The following is a 14576-nucleotide window of genomic DNA, read 5'->3' as shown; positions in this document are numbered from 1 at the left end:
CCTGTGCGCAACGCTTTCGTTCGTTTCACTCGCCCGGCAACAGTCTTGCCGGTTGTGGCTACTGGCCTGCGATTTGGCCAACGACATGTGCGAGGTGGTGGGCGTCGGCGGGGGCACGGTCTGGGGTGAAGGTCCAGGGGTTGAAGGTCCAAGGGTCGTGCCAGTCAGATCCGTCGCTGGCAGGAAGTGCGTAGCTGTGGTGGGGGAGGTCGGGGTGGACTGCTTCGATGGCGGTCAGGTCGTCGCTGATTATGACGATTGAAATGCCCAGTGCTGGGCCATGTTCGGCGAGGAACCCGATGATTGGCGTGTGGCGTTGGTCGTAGCCGTAGGGGAAGTGGTTGAGCACGATCAGCCTTTTGATCGGCTCGGTGCCGGCGGGGCTGTCTGGCTCGAGGAGGGAGAGTTCGGCTGATGCGGCAGTCGATTCGAAGTGAGGGCCGACGTCGTCAAGACGTGTGATCGTGGTGCAGTCGGGCCGGTGCGCCAGCGGTGCAGTGAGGATCTGGAGACTTCCGCTGAGGTCGACAACGTCGAGGTGGAGGTTCGGGTCGGCGGACAGCATTCGTAAGACGGCGGCGGTGGTGACTGCGGCGGTTGCTGGAGTGTCCGGGCCCATGATGCGCAAGGGCTGCCGGAGCGGGAACGGCAGGCATACCGGAACCCGGAGAGGCCCGCACTGCGGAGCTGACAGCTCACCGATGCGCAGGCCGTTCGACCTCGAAGGTTCTGAGCTGTTAGTGGTCCATGCGGCGGCGTTCCAGTCCGCGAACGATCGCGGCAGGATGGGGTTGATGGCGCGGAGTTCGTTCTCGAGGTGGGCGCTGTCGCGGCTGTAGCGAGTGTGAGCTTCGTCGAGGACGGTGTCATGCCGGTGCTGGGCCCGTGCCCGGGCGTCGGCCGCTTGTGGGCTGTTGCGGGTGGCGGGATCGGATACGGCAGCGGTGAGTTCGTCATCAAGTCGGGTTTCGGCGAACTGGCGGGCGGCGATCAGGGCGCCTGCCGAGCGTGCGCCGTCTTCCATGATCATCTCGAAGCGTTCGACGATGTGGTTCGAGTCGAGCGGTTCGATCGCCGCATGTGCGCCGGTAGCCGCGGCCGCCGGTGGGCCGGGACTAGCGGCTGGGGTGGGCTCGGCGGGGGTGTCGACATCGACGCCGTGGCAGGTGATGAGCTCGGCGAGCCCATCGCTGTAACCCTGTCCGACGGCGCGGGCCTTCCACTGTCCGGCCCGACGGTACAGCTCCCAGCAGATCACCGCGGTTTCCCCCGCCCGGCAGTCGATGTCGAGCTGCGCGACCGGTGTCCCGTGCAGGTCGTGCAGGTGCGCAGTGAATGTGGTGAAGACGGTCCCGGGCGCGGCGAGGGGGTCGACGCTGGCGATGCACAGCACGGCGTGGGCATCGGGGTGGACGGCGCCGAGGTTGATCTCGACGCCGCCCGATCCCATGCGCACCCCACGGGTGTGCGGTTGGTTGTAGAACACGAAGTCGTCGGACGACAGTGCCTTCATGGCCAAGTCGGTCACCAGCGCGGACAGGTCGAGCGGCGTGGCAGTGTTGGCGGTGAACCGTAGTGTCGCGGTCGACAGCACGGTGTTCTGTCCCGGCGTCATGTTCACTGTCGTTTCTCCTCGTGTCGGGCGATGTTAGGCGCTGACGAACGGGTGCAACTGGGGTGCAGCTTCGCCCGGATGTTTGGCGTGGATGCCTTCGCCGATTGCTTGGAGCTTCCAGCCGTCGTGGCCGCGGAACACCTTGGCCATCACCATGCCGGTGTAGGGCATGCCGCCGTGGAGGCTGTAGCGGGCGAGTTCACCGTCGGTGGTGGCGTCAATGAGGCGGCAGAACGCGTTCTGGACCTGCTCGAACGTCTGTCCCTTGTATGAGGTGACGATGAACAAGACGGTTGTGATGTACGGCGGCACACGGGTCAGGTCGACGTGGAGGACTTCGTCGTCGCCGTCTCCTTCGCCGGTGAGGTTGTCTCCCCCGTGCCAGATCGACCCGTCCTTGGAGCGGAGCTGCCCGTAGTAGCAGACGTCGACGATCTGGTGATCGGCGAACAGTACGGCGGACGCGTCGAGGTCGATGTCGATGGCGCGGCTGCCGAACATCCCGCGCTTTTCGACCGGGTCCCAGCCGAGTCCCATCCTCACCATGGTCAGGGCGACTCCGCCGTCCTTACGCAGGCYCACCTTCTGCCCCTTGGCGAGGCTGACTGGCCGATCCTTGGTCAGGTTGATCTCGTTAGGCACCGGCGGCGGGGCGTACGCGGGCTGCGTAGGGGCCGGCGGGGGTGTGTACGCAGGCTGCGGAGGCGCCGCGGATGCGGGGGCATCGTCGACGGTGATCCCGTGATCGGTAACCAGGGCGGCGAATCCACCCGCGTAACCCTGGCCGACAGCCCGGACTTTCCATGCTCCCTGACGTCGGTAGATCTCAAGTGCGATGACAACGGACTCGCTGGATAGCCCCTCGATTCGATACTCGTACAACAGGTTTCCCATTGCGTCCGAGACATGCGCGGTCGGTGCCGGGAACTGCCCGAACGTGCCGCCCGGGTTGTCGAGAGTGATGACTGCGCGGACCTTGTCGATGTCGGCCGGGATCTGTCCAGTGGCGACCTGCAGGTTCGCACCGGCAGCACCATTCGGGCGGGTCATCAGCTGTACGCCGGGTCCGGTGGGCTGGTTGTAGAAGACGAAGTCCGCATCGGTGCGGACCTTCCCGGATTCGGTCAGTAGCAACGCGGACAGATCGGCTGAGGCCGAGAGTGCGATAGAGACGGTGATCGTCTCGGATTGCAGGGGCGCGTTCTGGCCTTTGGCGAGGGCGGGCATCGTTCGGTGTCTTTCTCTCAGTGCCTCGGCGCTACGGTTGAGGCGGGGGTGTCGAGCGGATCTCTATTGTTGCGCCCGGTTCAGCTGGGGCGGCAGGTAGACTGTGTCAGTGGATGATTCGATGTCGTCTGGCTTCTGTGACCCACGAGGGGAACTCGGAAAGCAGGCGGTCATACAGCTCCGCATCGGGGATCTTGTCGATCTTGTTGACGGAGAAGAATCCGACGTTGTCGACCAGGCGCCCCTTCATGGTGTCGAACTTTTCGAGGATCCCGAACCCGATGCGGCCGAGTCCGACGAACTGCCAGAAGATCGGTTCGGGTACTGCGGCCCGCAACTGCTCCTCGATCTCGGCGTTCCGGTACACGCCGCCGTCGGAGAAGAACAGCACCAGTGTCGGTACGTGCTGCGGGTCGGCGCGCACCATGTCACGTACTGCGGCGATGACCTTCTGCTCCTCGTTCTGGATGCCGATGGAGAGCATGTCGATCTGGCCGAGTTCGAGGGGTGTCTTCTTCGATCGCCCGAACATCTTCATCTCGCCGACCCGGACGTGAAGGCGCGTCCATTCGGGAAGGTTGCTGATCTCTAGGTCAGGGAGCCGTGCGCAGTTGGATGCGAAGGTGAAGGCCTGCATGGCGCCGTCGTCGTCGAGTTGCGCGGCCACCGCCGCCATTCGCTCGACCACGTCGGCGACGATGCCCTTGCTGTAGAGCCTGGTCATCGATCCGGATGCGTCGAGGACGAGCACGATGCGGGCTTTGAGTTGATCACCGCCGTGCTTCTTCAATGAAACCGCGACTTGATTTTTGCGCAGGTCGAGACGCTTTCGCATGTCGACCGGCAGCCGGTCCAGTCCCCCGGCTGGCGGCGCCGTCGTCGGAGCGGGGGTAGCTGATGAAGGTAGCTGTGCTGTGGGAGGTGCCGGGGGTGGGGTGTGGATCCCGACCGTGGCGCCGTTGCCTGCGCGGTGGCCGACCGTCGGAGCCGTCATGGTCGGGGCAGCACCGGTGACTGTCGGTGTCGGTGTCGGGGCGTCGTCGACGGTGACGCCGTGGTCGGTGACCAGAGCAGCGAACCCTCCGGCGTACCCCTGCCCGACCGCCCGCACCTTCCATGCCCCTTGGCGCCGGTAGAGATCGAGCGCGATAACGATCGATTCGGTGTCGAGACCGTCGATGCGGTACTCGAACAACAAGTTCCCGGCCCGGTCCCGTAGCTGCGCGACGGGCGCGCCGTGGCGGCCGAACTGGCTGGTGGTGTCGTCGAGGGTGACGATTGCCCGTACCTGACTAATGTCGGCGGGGATGTCGGCGAGGGTGACCGCGAGGCTAGCAGGATGGCCGGACAGCCCTGCTTGCAGGCGAACTCCGGGGCCGGTGGGCTGGTTGTAGAAGACGAAGTCGTGGTCCGAGCGCACGGTTCCGGCGTCGGTGACGAGGAGGGCTGATAGGTCCGCGGGTGCCGGGACGGTGACCGAAACGATCACCTCGGTGGCTGTCAGCGGCGCGTTCTGGCCTTTGCTCAGCTCTTGGTGCACGTCGACATCCTTTGCGCTGCTGGTGGTTTGGGGTGGATTGTGCCACCGATGTGGCGTTGGAACCAGGTGAGGATTTCTTCACCGGCGGGGGGTGCCTCGAGCGGCAGTGACGGTGACGTTCGGGTGCTGCCACCGGGTTTCCTCGAGTTCGCCGTGGCGGGGCCGGATCGCGAAGTCGGCGTGTTCGAGGAGGTCGATGTCGAGCACACCGTCACCGGCGGCGAGAACGATGCTGTTGGCGTGTAGGGTTCGGTCGGCGGTGAGGCGGTTGTGGACTTCTCGGATCGCGGCGCTCTTGGTGACCGGGTTCGGCATCGTGTAGATCTTGCGACCCTGTTGGGAGACGTTCCAGCCGCGCGGCCCACACCAGGTCTGCCAGGCGGTCACGAAGTCGTCGGGTTGGGTAGTGGTGTCGACGACCAGGTAGCAGAACAGGTCGTCGGCGTGCGCAGGCTCCGCACCCAGCGCTCGTCGATGCGGGTGCACAGTTCATCGACGATGGTGGTGACGGCCGGGCCGATGGCCGCGACCAGACGGTCGATCCGCTGCCGCCAGTCCGCATCAGGGCGGCCCTCGACGAGGATCGAGCCGCCGTTGCTGGCGACCGCGTACCGGTACGGGCCACCCGGCAGAGTGATGCGCTGGTACTGGGCAGGGGTTCGAGTGGTGGTGGGCACGACGATCGCGCGGACGGCCAAGTCGGCGAGCAGGGTGTGGGCGGTCGCGGTCATGTACGACAGCAGGGCGTCCTGATAGATCTCCACGCACACCGGTTCGGTGGCCTCGAACTGGTTCCCAGCGGCCGTGCGGGAGTAGATCATGGTGCGGTCGAGGTCGGTGGCGACCAGAGTCCGCGCGGTCATGGCTGTTCCTTGATCAGACCCATGCACGCGTAAGCGAGGCCGGGGACGACTTCGACGGGGACGCCGCGGGCTGCGGCGAGCAGACGGATGTGGGCGTGTTCGGGGGCGTCGGCTTCTCGGAGAAGCACCTTCCACGGGACGCGGCGCAGCAGCACTCGGGTAGTTTCCCCGACACCAGGTTTGACGAAGTTCACCGAGCTGATGCCGTATTCGGAGCGCACCCGCTCCACCGACGCCCACCCCGACCACGTCGGCGTCCGGTCTCCCGCCGCGATCCGGGACGCCGCAGCGACCGCTGTGTCGCGGGCGGCGGCGAACTCGGCGGTGACGGTGTCGAGCAGCCGGTTGGACACATCCCGGTCGGCGAGGTCGCGATAGAACTTCGCGCCATGGAACTCGCCCAGACCAATGTGCCGGTCGTTGAGGACGGTGCGGGACACCAGCCCGGAGACGGTGGAGTTCAGGCAGGCCGAAGCGATGAGGAAGTCGTCGCGGGTGCCGTAGGTGCGAACGCACTGGCCAGGGTCGGCAAGGACCGCGAGATCGTCCGACAGTCGTGGACCACCGGCGGCGGTGTAGGCGTCCAGAGCGGTGGTCAGCTCGCGTGTGATGGCACCCTTGCCAGTCCAGCCGTCGACGAACACCACCGAGGTGGGGTCGTGGCATCTGGTGATGTGGTCGAGTGCCACGGTGTCGATGCCGCGGCCGCGGACAATCGAGACCGCGTAGTGCGGCCACGTGCTCTGGTGGAACCGCTGGGCCCAGCGACGGATGAGGATCCCGACGGGGGTGCCAGCGCGTGCCAACGACACCAGGTTCAGGCCCGGTCCCCGTTCGGCAATCAGCAGTTCGGTGACGGTGCCGACAGCCAGAGCCAGTCGCGGCGCCGATTCAGCGAGCGCGGTCTCGAACAGCTGCTGGTAGGCGCCGTCGGGCTGGTATTCGACCGGCAGCGATTCGGCGTAGTGCGCGATCCCGGCTTGGATCGCCTTTTCGCGTTCGGCGAGGTCGGCTTCCAGGTCGAGGTCGGAGAGATCCTTGAGTAGCCAGGTGACGTCGTTGGGGGCGTAGGACCCGAAGTCGGGGCCGGTCAGCGGCGGCGTAGTGATCTCTCCGGGAGCGGTGGCGGAAGTGGTCATGGCTGGTTCCTTGCGGCGGTGAGGGCGTGGTGGTCGGTGGCGGGGACGACAGCGACGGTGACGTCGTGGCCGGCGGCGGGGAGAACGTCGAGAAGCCCACCGGCAGCCCGCAGCGCTGCGGTGTCGGCGGGGGTGTCGATCACCAGCAGTAGCTGCGCATCCATATCCGGGTCGGGCCATATCGCGTTGTGCAGGTAGCGGTGGGCGGTGAGATCCGTTTCGGGGGAACAGAACTCGAATCCACAGGGCAGCGGGTAGCCAGGGTCGTCGTGGACGTAGGCGGGAGATCGGGTGGTGGTCTGGTAGCGGACTGCGAGCCCGCGTGCAGAGAGGTGCTCGGCGATACACAGCGGCAGGTACATCAATTCTTCGTGCCCGACGACGATCACTGGGCGGTCTGTGTCGAGCCACGGCACCAGAGCGTCCGTGACCGACGCAGTGGCCGCGGTGAAYGCCTCCGTGTCGGCGGCAAGGATGCCGTAGCGGCTGCCGTCGGGTAGGTTCGCCGGCCAACTGACCGGCACAACGGTCACGTCCCCCACCTCCTCGGCGACCGGGTTGAGGGCTGGCGGGTCGAGCGCGGTGACCTGCTCGGTGAGCGCATCCGGCAGATGAGTGCGGCCCGCGGCGAGCGCGACATGGTTGATTCGTGCCCCCAGTTCGGTGGCGGCCGCATAGATCGCCGCCCGATAGTGGGGTTCGGTCATGTCGACCAGGGATGCGATCACGTACCGGTCGCGGGCCGTGATCTGGTGCAGGGCCCGAATCGCGTCGACAGCAGTGGCGCCGGGGGAGAGTTCGTCGCCGACGAGGACCAACGGGGTGTCGCCGGTGAGCAGGTCTGGGGAGGTGGGTTGCAGCAGATGCGAGGTGGCGTGCGAGTGCCTATCTTCGAACCCACCGAGTACCAGAACGCCCGGGGTGTGGCGACGGGTCGAATGCAGGTAACAGGCCGCACCCATACGGGTGGCGACCGCATGCCCGAGACCGGTTGCGGTCTCTATGAATCCGAGAACCAACGCATTGGCCGCGGCATCGGTACCCAGGACTGCGACAACCCGGTTCGCGAGAGGGTCCGCGGCCGCCCGAACCTGGGCTGGGTCGGTCGGCAGGTGTTTGCCAGGAACTGTGGAGACCAGCAGATGTGCGCGGCGCGGGTTGCGGCGCAGACCCGCCTGCACCAGATCGGTCACCCGCCACTGGGAATCAGTGTCACCGGCGTCGTAGAGGGCCAGGCCGCACTGTTCGGTCGCCCATGCCGGCTGTGTCGCGGTGCTGGTTGTGGTGGTCATCGGACCGCCAGTGCGGTCAGCAGGTCCACGAAGGTCACTCCAGGTTTGGTCACACCAAACGCTGAGGCGCGCAGAGCAACTCGCTGCGCCCAGTCGCGGTGGGGTTTGAGTTCGTTCATCTTGTTGCCGTACCCCGATGCGAGCACACCGCCGGTGTCGCCGCCGAGGATGTCGACTGCGTCCTGGTGCTCCTCCGCGGTCACCGCTGCCAGCGCGTGCACAGGCGCGACGTGAGAGGGATGGATTACGGTCTTGCCCTGAATGCCGTTGGCGTGGTCGAGGGCGATCTCGCGGAGCAGTCCGTCAAGGTCGCGGCTGACGAGTTGCTGTCGGAACCGCACCGCATCCTGTTCCGCGAACGGGGTCTCGCGCAGTTGCGGCCGGAATATCCGTTCGTGGTCGGCGAAGTATTCCCATACCGGGCCGGTGATCACGAACCCGGTGCCGTCCATCCGGCCGAGGTAGTTGACGATGCTGGCGATCACATCGGAAACCACTCGCACGTCGTAGATGGTCAGGTCGCGGTCGCGGCGGATCCCGAAGAGCCCGCACATGTCTGTTGCGCCGACCCGGACCGCGAGCACCTGTTCTCGGTGCGCGGCCAGTAGCTCTGCGATCGTCTGCAGTTCGGTGTCGCGGGTCTCCCGGTAGGCCAGGACCGGGGATTCGAGGACCGGCATCACGTACAGGTGTTTGCCCAACGTCTCCGACGCTTCCCGCACCGCGGTGAGGGTGTCGGCACCGGTCGCGGCGGTGAACTTCGGGACCACGAACCCGGTGAGGGCGGCGGCGCCGGCCCCGAGGGTGGCGGTGATGGTCCGGACTTCAGTGGCTGTGCGGACCCGCACGAACAGCAGCATCCCGGCGGCCGGGGTGCCGGCGAGCGTGTCCAGGGCGTCGACCGCACTGGCAAGGGCCGCGTCGACCTGGTCGTCGGCAACCGCGTCTTCGAGGTCGATCACCATCGACATCACACCGTCGCTGCAGCGGCGGGCAATGGTTTCGGCCAGGTCCGGCCGGTTTCCCGGCACGTACAACGTGGCGCCGAGCGCGACCGCCAGACGTTCGCGGGTGTCGCTGTCGGTGAACGGGGCCGGCGGGCGCAGGAACAGTCGGTGCCGCGTCAGCGGATCCAGTTGGTGAAAGTGGGTCAACGCCTGCCCGATTCGAATGTTGGGGGCATCGAGATGGCGGGTCATCCGCGTCCTCTCATGCGGTCGACGACCCCGGTGACGAAGCGGTCGATCGCTTCGAGGTCGGTCATGTAGGTCCAATAGTCGGGATGTACCCCGTCGAGTGCGGCACACGCGCGATCGATGCGTTCGACCTGGGCGTCGAGCACCGATCCCCACTCTTTGACGAGGTCGCGTTGCATCGCCAGCTGCTGCGCGTCCCGCAACCGGAATCGCACCTTGTCCGCCACCTGGCCAGGGTTCTCCCGCACCTCCCGCAGTGACCGCAGCCGGTCGGTGACCGCATCGACGGCGTCGTCGGCATCCCTCAGTTGGTCGCGGGCTGCTGCGCAGTGTGCCAACGCAGCTTCTGGCCGGCCGGCGGTGATCTCGGCCCGCGCGGCCTGCAACTCGTGTTCGGCGGCCGCGGCGGCGGCCGCGGCCACACGCTCATTGTCGACGAGGTCGTTCGAGCAAGCAGCGCTGAATTCGCGCAGCAGCGCGGATCGGGCTGGCCCCATCTGCTCGGCCCGTGTGGCAACCGCGCTGATGCGGGTGGCGACCGAGCGCACCGCGTTCTGGGCCTCGGTGGGGCGGTGGGGCGCCGATGCCAGCGCGGTGTGCACCGCGGCTGCTGCCTCGCGCACCGCAGTAGTGGTGTCCTTCAGGTCCGTCGTGTCGGTGACGGCATCGAGCTTGCGGACCTGAGCGGCGAGGACGTCGACGGCGGCGATCACCGACGGATACACCAGGAACGGCAGGCTCTCCGGCTGATCCAGCTCGGTGACGGCGGTGTTTGCGTCCATGCGGGCCTGCTGCACTGCCTCTGCTGCGAGTTGCCGCGCGGCACGAGCGCGGCCCAGTTGCTCACCGAACATCTCCCGGAAGCTGGTCATCTCGGCGCACACCTGCTCGAGTTGCCTTGTGCGCTCCTCGTAGACGGATGCCGCGGTGTAGGGCGAATCCGGTTCGGGACGCTGCAACTGCAGGTACGCCGCAGTCGCCGCCGAATAGCGCTCGCGGACCGGCATCCACTGATCGGTGAGTCGACGTGCGGGGTCGGCGGCGCGGGAGGCGGAGACGCCGTCCTCGATCTCGCCGATCAGTTGATCGGACTGAAGGAAGGCGGTCGTCATCGCGTTGTAGGCGCTGATCGCAGCGGGATCAGCGTCCGGTCCCCCCGAGAACAAGCGGCGCATGAAGGTCTTGGCCACAGGCTGATCCTAACTAACCGAATACCGCAATGTTTCTGCCTCACAAATGATTCCGCAGGCCACACCCGAGCCGACCTTCCCTTCCAGACACTGTGGGCGGGCGCATCGCAAGATGGCCCGCCCACCGTGCGCTCAGTTGAGTACGTTCGCTGCGCGTGCGGCGCGAAGCCAGTCCGGGTACTCGGACAACAGCAGCTGGTAGAGCTCGGCGTCTGTGAGGGAATCGACCTTGTTCACGGAAAAGAAGCCCGCGTTGTCGACTGTCCGACCGGTCATCGTGTCGAGCTTCTCGAGCACACCGAAGCCGCTTCGGCCGATGCCGATGAACTGCCAGAACGCTGGTCGAGATGAGGCCCGGACCATGAGCTTTTCGATGGCGGAGCGTTTGGTGAAGCCGCCGTCGGTGAAGAACAGCACCAGCGTTGGCACGGCGGTGTTTTTCTCCAAGCTGGCGAGCACCTCGGACATGATCGGGATCTCGTCGTTCACCCCGCCGATCTGCCTGTCGTAGTCGATACCGCCATGCTTCCCGTGCAGATGGATGTACTTGTCGATCCACTTATCGGCGCCGTCCACCGTGACATCGGGGAGCTTCGCAAACCCGTCCCCGTACAGGTACGCCTCGAGCTGCCCATCAGAGTCGAGCTGGGTAGCCACCGGCACCATGCGGCGCACGATCTCCTGAACCTCTCCCTTGTACCGGCTCGACATTGATCCGGTCTTGTCGATCACCAGAATCACTCGACCGACGTAGTCCCGGGCACCCTTTGCCAGAAGGACTTTCGCTACTTCCTTCTTGCGCAGGTCGAGCTTCTGGCGCTTTTCGAGTGACAGCTTCGCCTCAGCGGCGACGGTGCGGACGCCGCCCAGGTCGGGTGTTGAGGCTCCGGCCATCGCTGGGGAGGAAGTAGGTGCCGGTGTGGACAGAGCCGAACCGTGAGGGGTAGTCGATGACGGCGGTGTCGGTGCATCGTCGACAGTGACGCCGTACTCGGTGACCAGCTTGGCGAGGCCTCCGTCCCAGCCGGCGCTGACGTTGCGGATCTTCCACGTTCCGTTGTGGCGGTACACCTCAAGGAGAACCGCGGATCGCTCCGTGGTCAGCCCTTCGGCTGCAGCGGACACAGTCGTTCCGTGGGGCTGGCTCACTGCGACGGCAAGCGCGGGGACTGCAGACAACTGGCCCGGGACCGTCTCGTCGACCGAGACCGCTACAGCGATCCGTTCGATATCCGCGGGGATCGCTGCGAGGTCGAGACGGACCTGTCCGGGAGAGCCAAGGGAGACCGCGCCTTCCGGCGAGGCCGGGTTGTTGAAAAACACCAGGTCCTCGTCGCGACGGACCTTGTGGCCCTTACCGAGTTGGAAGACGAACAGGTCGACACTGCCAGGAGTAGTGCCCGTTACGGCGACTGTCGTCGTGGTGGTATCGATGCGGGCGTTGGCGCCGCGGGTCAAGGTGGTCACGAGATGACCGGATCCTTTCAAGGGAAGTCCATGCACGGTGTGGACGGGCCATCTTGCAATGCGCCGGCCCACACCCTGGCCTGAGCTGCTCGCCTGTTACTTGCGRCCCGGGGTCCAGATCATTCCGAACCCGTACGCCTGATCGACCTCCTGCTGTGAGCCTCGGATGTAGCGGACCTCGCGGGTGACAGTCAGCTCCCGACCGTTGCTGTGCAGCATCGCGATCGCGCAGGAGACGGCCTGGTTGTCCGCCGAATCGAGCTTGACCTCGACCTGCGGCCCCGAGGTCGGGAACAGCGTGACGACACCGTTTGCGGCCGACCAGTTCGGGGCGCCCGCATAGATGTAGGCGAAAATCAGGATCCGCCGGAACTGGYCGATGTCCGCGAGGTTGATGTGCAGGTTCTCGCCAGCGGTATTGCTGCCGCTGCGGTCGTCGCCGTCGAGCTGGATGAACGGCGGCTGGTGCAGCGCACCGAACGAGTTGCCGAGCGCCTGGACCACTCCGACCGAGCCGTCGGCTAGCTCGTACATCGCAGCCAGGTCCAGGTCGATACTCGGGGCCGCTGCGGCCTTGAGCTTCGCCAGAAAGCCCTTGCCGGCGGGAGCCGCTGCGCCGGCGGTCCAGTTCAGGTTCACCCGCATCGTGCCCTGACCGTCACCCGACTTCGCGAGGGAGACAGTGGGGGTGGCCTTGTCGAGGGTCACCTTGTTCAGGTTGATCGCCATGGGTCGTTCCTTGTCAGATGAGATCGCGCCCCACCCCAGCCTTGGGGTGGGGCGCGATACGCAGGGTGGGTCAGGCGTTGACGGGCACGCTTGCCGGGGTGTCGGCTTCATCGCGGACGTCCGGGTTCCGCTTGTTGCGGATGATGCTGGTCACCAGCGCGGCGAGGATCAGGACGACACCGACTAGACCGGTGATGATCTCCGAGACGTGAGTTCCGATGGAGTACAGCAGGATGAACGCGAGCGCACCGATCGCCCAGTGCGCGCCGTGCTCGAGGTACACGTAGTCCGACAGGGTTCCCTGACGGACCAGGTACACCGTGAGCGAGCGGACGAACATCGCACCGATGAAGCCCAGGCCGAGGGCGATGATGATCGGGTCGGCGGTGATCGCGAATGCGCCGATCACGCCGTCGAACGAGAACGACGCGTCGAGGACCTCGAGATACAGAAAGAGGAAGAACCCGGCCTTGCCGGTGGCTTTGGCGAGCTCGCTCGGCCCGGAACTCTGGTCGTCGTCGGCGTTGAAGAACAGCTCGCCGAGACCGTTGACGGCCAGGTAGGTGATCATGCCCAGGGCGCCGGCGATCATCACCGTGGCGGTTTTGTCTTCCGGCGCGATGAATACCGCGGTGACCACCAATAGCGCTGTGGCGACGACAACTTCGAGCTGGTCGAGCTTGCCGATCCTCTCGAGGGGCCGCTCGATCCACGACAGCCAGGTGATCTCCTTCTCCTCGAGAACGAACCCGAGGAACAGCATGAGGAGGAACATGCCACCGAATGCGGCGATCTGCGGGTGCGCATCGGTGATCAGGGTTTCGTAGCTCGGTGAGCCGTCGGGGAAGTACGCCGCGCCGTCGGCGGGCGGGTTCAACGCCAAGTCGATCGCGGCGATCGGGCCGAGCCCGGATGCGATCCACACGATCGCCAACGGGAACACCAGGCGCATACCGAACACAGCGATGAGGATGCCGATAGTGAGGAAGATCTTCTGCCAGAACTCACTCATCCGGCGCAGGACGGTCGCGTTGATGACCGCGTTGTCGAACGACAGGGATACCTCGAGCACGCCGAGGATGGCAGCAAGCAGCAAGGCCTGCGGGCCACCGTAGAGGAAGGCCACCACCAGGGCGACGACCGTCACAGCGAACGAGACTCCGAAGGTGCGGAGAACCACGGGAGGTGGCCTTTCTCGGTAGGGTGGCGCTGCCACAAGTTGGCGACAACACGGAGTCGTCGTGTGTCGTCAACTCGTGGCAGCGTTCACCAGGAGGTTGAGCGGCGTCGGTCAGATGTTGACGCCGTAGTCGCGGGCGATGCCCGACAGACCGGACGCGTAGCCCTGGCCGACCGCACGGAACTTCCACTCGGCGCCGTTGCGGTAGACCTCACCGAAGATCATCGCCGTCTCGGTGGACGCGTCTTCCGAGAGGTCATAGCGGGCCAGCTCGATGCCTGTGTTGCGGTCGACGATACGGATGAACGCGTTGATGACCTGCCCGAACGACTGGACACGCTGAATGGCGTCGTGGATCGATACGGGGAAGAAGATGTTCGTCACCCGCGGATCGAGAGCAGCCAGGTCGATGTTGATCGACTCGTCGTCGCCCTCGCCCTCACCGGTCAGGTTGTCGCCAGTGTGCTCGACCGCTCCGTCCGGAGAACGCAGGTTGTTGTAGAACACGAAGTGCTGGTCCGACAGCACCTTCCGCTCCGGGCCGGTCAGCAGCGCGGAGGCGTCGAGGTCGTAGGCGTCACCGGTGGTGGTGCGCTGGTCCCAGCCGAGGCCGACGGTGATGGACGTCAGGTTCGCCGACTGCTTCGACAGGGAAACATTGCCGCCCTTGGCAAGTGACACACTCATGGTTACTCCGTTCGAGAATGGTGAGAAGGAGGGGACGACCGCATGGCAGCTTCACCCCCTGGTGGTAGGACCAGTGCCGTGCCAGCAGAAGGCTGTCGCTGGCACCGTCCGGAACGGTGGCGACGCAACCGGTTCGAGCAGTCGCGACGCCACCGGGTGTTACATCCTAGACGCTGACACCGAAGTCGAGGGCAATACCCGACAGACCCGACGCGTAGCCCTGGCCGACGGCACGGAACTTCCAGTCCGCGCCGTTGCGGTAGAGCTCACCGAAGACCATTGCGGTCTCGGTGGATGCGTCCTCCGACAGGTCGTAACGGGCGAGTTCGGAGTTGTCGGCTTGGTTGACGACGCGAATATAGGCGTTGCGGACCTGGCCGAACGACTGGCTGCGGTTGTCGGCGTCGTAGATCGAGACGGGGAACACGATCGAGTCGATGTTCGCCGGCAC

General features: G+C 65.8%; 12 protein-coding genes and 1 pseudogene. All 13 read right to left on the bottom strand.

Annotation, left to right across the window (positions count from 1 at the left end):
* Window positions 1-58: 58 nt before the first annotated feature.
* A complete protein-coding gene (locus AB4Z09_RS27520) occupies window positions 59-1615 on the bottom strand; it encodes a TerD family protein (RefSeq protein ID WP_442241214.1) in 1557 nt (518 codons plus the stop codon).
* Window positions 1616-1648: 33 nt separating this feature from the next.
* A complete protein-coding gene (locus AB4Z09_RS27515) occupies window positions 1649-2842 on the bottom strand; it encodes a TerD family protein (RefSeq protein ID WP_442241213.1) in 1194 nt (397 codons plus the stop codon).
* A 106-nt stretch (window positions 2843-2948) separates the two neighbouring features.
* The gene (locus tag AB4Z09_RS27510) at window positions 2949-4382 is read right to left on the bottom strand and encodes a vWA domain-containing protein (protein ID WP_442241212.1); all 1434 of its coding nucleotides are present in this window, start codon (window positions 4380-4382) and stop codon (window positions 2949-2951) included.
* Window positions 4367-5245, bottom strand: a pseudogene (locus tag AB4Z09_RS27505) (HAD family hydrolase). The gene AB4Z09_RS27510 and the pseudogene AB4Z09_RS27505 overlap by 16 nt, the downstream one beginning before the upstream one ends.
* Window positions 5242-6384: a cysteine protease StiP family protein gene (locus AB4Z09_RS27500; protein ID WP_442241211.1), complete on the bottom strand. Its 1143-nt coding sequence runs from the start codon at window positions 6382-6384 to the stop codon at window positions 5242-5244. The pseudogene AB4Z09_RS27505 and the gene AB4Z09_RS27500 overlap by 4 nt, the downstream one beginning before the upstream one ends.
* A complete protein-coding gene (locus tag AB4Z09_RS27495; RefSeq protein WP_442241210.1) occupies window positions 6381-7676 on the bottom strand; it encodes a phosphoribosyltransferase family protein in 1296 nt (431 codons plus the stop codon). The genes AB4Z09_RS27500 and AB4Z09_RS27495 overlap by 4 nt, the downstream gene beginning before the upstream one ends.
* Window positions 7673-8875, bottom strand: a complete 1203-nt coding sequence (locus AB4Z09_RS27490) for an HpcH/HpaI aldolase/citrate lyase family protein (RefSeq protein ID WP_442241209.1) — start codon at window positions 8873-8875, stop codon at window positions 7673-7675. The genes AB4Z09_RS27495 and AB4Z09_RS27490 overlap by 4 nt, the downstream gene beginning before the upstream one ends.
* Window positions 8872-10062, bottom strand: coding sequence for a hypothetical protein (locus tag AB4Z09_RS27485; protein ID WP_442241208.1), 1191 nt, complete (start codon window positions 10060-10062; stop codon window positions 8872-8874). The genes AB4Z09_RS27490 and AB4Z09_RS27485 overlap by 4 nt, the downstream gene beginning before the upstream one ends.
* Before the next feature lie 132 nt (window positions 10063-10194).
* Complete coding sequence (locus AB4Z09_RS27480) at window positions 10195-11529, bottom strand: vWA domain-containing protein (protein WP_442241215.1); 1335 nt, start codon at window positions 11527-11529, stop codon at window positions 10195-10197.
* Window positions 11530-11625: 96 nt separating this feature from the next.
* Entirely contained in the window at window positions 11626-12258 is a 633-nt protein-coding gene (locus AB4Z09_RS27475) for a TerD family protein (RefSeq protein WP_442241207.1), read from the bottom strand.
* 70 nt (window positions 12259-12328) lie between these two features.
* Window positions 12329-13438: a DUF475 domain-containing protein gene (locus AB4Z09_RS27470; protein WP_442241206.1), complete on the bottom strand. Its 1110-nt coding sequence runs from the start codon at window positions 13436-13438 to the stop codon at window positions 12329-12331.
* 111 nt (window positions 13439-13549) lie between these two features.
* Complete coding sequence (locus AB4Z09_RS27465; protein ID WP_442241205.1) at window positions 13550-14125, bottom strand: TerD family protein; 576 nt, start codon at window positions 14123-14125, stop codon at window positions 13550-13552.
* Window positions 14126-14291: 166 nt separating this feature from the next.
* On the bottom strand, window positions 14292-14576 hold a 285-nt coding region (locus AB4Z09_RS27460; protein WP_442241204.1), incomplete at its 5' end, for a TerD family protein.

The sequence above is a fragment of the Rhodococcus sp. TAF43 genome (assembly GCF_052113525.1).
In the GTDB taxonomy this organism is placed as follows: domain Bacteria; phylum Actinomycetota; class Actinomycetes; order Mycobacteriales; family Mycobacteriaceae; genus Prescottella.
Note: the sequence above shows the minus strand (reverse complement) of the source record. Positions and strands in the feature narration are given on the sequence as shown.

Coding starts and splice junctions, on each gene's coding strand:
- AB4Z09_RS27465 (WP_442241205.1), bottom strand. CDS start 14,125: ATGAGTGTGTCACTTGCCAAGGGCGGCAATGTTTCCCTGTCGAAGCAG.
- AB4Z09_RS27500 (WP_442241211.1), bottom strand. CDS start 6,384: ATGACCACTTCCGCCACCGCTCCCGGAGAGATCACTACGCCGCCGCTG.
- AB4Z09_RS27490 (WP_442241209.1), bottom strand. CDS start 8,875: ATGACCCGCCATCTCGATGCCCCCAACATTCGAATCGGGCAGGCGTTG.
- AB4Z09_RS27520 (WP_442241214.1), bottom strand. CDS start 1,615: ATGACGCCGGGACAGAACACCGTGCTGTCGACCGCGACACTACGGTTC.